Consider the following 2,587-nt stretch of genomic DNA (forward strand, 5'->3'; position numbering starts at 1 on the left):
GGCGCTGGCGCGCCCTGCGGCACTTCACCACCAGCCCACGCAAGATCGGCCACATCGTCAAAGCCGCACTCGTACTCACCCATTTCGAGTACGGACGGCTCACCTGAAACTCGTTGAGATCACGTCACTGAGGTGATCTCATCAACGGAGATTCCGGCGCTGAAGGCCTGATGATATTCGGGACGATGCTCATGCAGGCATGCCGATGTGCTGCGGGGCCTGGGAGCGGAAGGACGGGGAGCTCCTGATAGGACTGGATTTGCGAAGATCGAATCCCAGTCAGAAAGCTCCCCGTGATCACCTATCGTGCCACACTCGATGTGCCCCGCGAACTGGCCCAGTACCTCGGTCGATTGCTCCACGCCGACCGCCGCGAGCGCGGCACCCGCGCCGGCGCCAGGGCGCTGACCTGCTACTGGCATGCGGTGTTCGCGCTGTGCTGGTTCCGGGAGAACCGCGATGTCGCCGCGCTGGCGCGCGATCACGGCATCTCCCGTGCCACCGGCTACCGCTACCTCGACGAGGTCATCGGCGTGCTCGCCGAGCAAGCCCCGGACCTGCACGAAGCATTACGGCAAGCCCAGCAGGACGGCCTGGCCCACGTCGTTCTCGACGGCAAGATCTTCTCCGCCGATCGCCTCGCCGAGAAGACCACCAGCGCGAAAGGTGAGTAGATCGACCGGTGGTACTCCGGCAAAGCGCACGAGCACGGCGGCAACATCCAGGCGCTGCTGGCGCCGGACGGTTTCCCATTGTGGGTCAGCGATGTTGAACCCGGCTCGGTGCACGACCTGACCGCGGCACGCGAACACGTGCTGGGAGCCCTGTACTGGGCCTACTCCCAGCTCGCCCTGTCCACGCTGGCCGACAACGGCTACGACGGGGCTGGCATCGGCGTGTTCACGCCGGTCAAGCAGCCCGCCGACGGCCAGACCCTCGACCCGGACACCCGCACCTACAACGCCCTGCTCCGCGGCCTGCGCTGCCTCGGCGAACGCGGCTTCGCCCTGCTCACCGGGCGCTGGCGCGCCCTGCGGCACTTCACCACCAGCCCCCGCAAGATCGGCCACATCGTCAAAGCCGCACTCGTACTCACGCACTTCGAGGAGCACGGACGGCTCAACTGAAACTCGTTGAGATCACGTCTCTGAGGCTTTCCAAGTAATCCCTTGTGGCGTTGTGTGATCAACTTCGGTGGGTCAGTGATGTCAACAGTTCGGACTACAACACTCACCAGCGGTGTGCTCGTGGAACATGTCCGTTCAACGAAGGCACATCGGAGAACCTTGCTCCTGAACACGGTGCCGTCTATGACTACGCTCTGGTGATGGGCGTGAAGGGGGCACGGTCAGTTGATCACGCAACTATGGACAGAGCCCACGTTGTGACGGAGTTCGAGCGCGGTCACGGCCTGCCAGATCCTGTGTTCGTACTCCTCCCATGCCAGGTCGACATCGGCACGGGCGAGCGACGTGGTTTCGACGAGAAAGGGCTGATCTTCCGAAGGCATGACGAGGAGATCGGCCCTGTTCTGGCCCCCGCTGATCTCGGGCTCGAACGTGACGGCTGTGCCAAGACCACGGAGGGCACGGTTGACTTCGAGTTGAGAAGGGCATGGCGCCAGTCGGCGGTGGTCACGCCCCGTTTGAGATCCCGCAGTACCGTCTCGAAAGTCGGCTCCCGAGCAGCGGATTCCAGTCGCGCCACCAGAGCCAGGAACTGTGGCAGCGCCGCGGCGTGGAACGTCAACATGTTGAACTCGCCAGGCCACCAGCCCTTGCGCTCGAACTGACGGCGCGGCCACGACGGGCCGAGCATCCGCTCCACCTTGTCAATGGCCAGCCCAACAGCTGTGACGCCGTCCGGGCTGAACGGCGCTCGGGTGAGCCGTCGTCGAAGTGCGTCCCAGCTGGGTGCCTCGTCGTTCACCGTGAGATGGTCGCAGGTCTAATACTGCAACGGCACTTGCGGGGCTAGTGGCAATGCCGTGTAGTTCATGGTGAAACCGGGCGATGTAGGCGTCCACCTCGGCCTGCACCGCCTCGGCCGGCATCCGCTGGGCACCTTGATGCACCAACTCGTCGATCAACGAACTGGATGAACCCGGACGGTCACCCGGCGCCGGGGGCCTGGGCACTACCCTGAGCATGGGGCCATACCTTCCCGACCGATGCGCCAACGTCGCCCTGCTTGAGAACCTGAGCTGACCGCCGGGAAGGTACGACCCTTCCCGGCCGATCCACAGGTTTCAAGCATTGCTTTTGAGCAGGGCGACAGACTCCGCTGCGACTGGTACGGACACACGCTCCTGAGGAAGGCGTTGACCGCACACCCCTCTTCGGCGGACTGCATGTCCGGGTCAGCCCGCCTGCGGTCCCTTCGGGCAACCGGTGAAGCACGGGTATCTGATTCTGTCGCTGCTGCCCGTGCTGCTGTCGGAGGTTTTCGAACGCTGCCGCCCAGACAACGAGCTTCGTGGATGCAACGAACCACTCCCCGAGAGTCAGAACTGGATTCCCAGTCCAACTTCCGGGGAGCGGTTCGGAGGATGACGGCCCTTCCTTCACATGCGCCGCTCCAGCTTTCC

1 protein-coding gene and 1 pseudogene are annotated in these 2,587 nt (G+C 64.1%); both read left to right on the plus strand.

Going from position 1 to position 2,587, the window contains the following annotated elements:
• Positions 1 to 293 precede the first annotated feature (293 nt).
• Positions 294 to 1,127 (plus strand): annotated as a pseudogene (locus ABFX45_RS46035) (transposase family protein).
• A gap of 257 nt (positions 1,128 to 1,384) precedes the next feature.
• Positions 1,385 to 1,792, plus strand: a complete 408-nt coding sequence (locus ABFX45_RS46040; RefSeq protein WP_346137403.1) for a hypothetical protein — start codon at positions 1,385 to 1,387, stop codon at positions 1,790 to 1,792.
• Positions 1,793 to 2,587: the final 795 nt, after the last annotated feature.

Origin of the sequence: Lentzea roselyniae (assembly GCF_039537795.1) — a bacterium.
Taxonomy (GTDB): domain Bacteria; phylum Actinomycetota; class Actinomycetes; order Mycobacteriales; family Pseudonocardiaceae; genus Lentzea; species Lentzea atacamensis.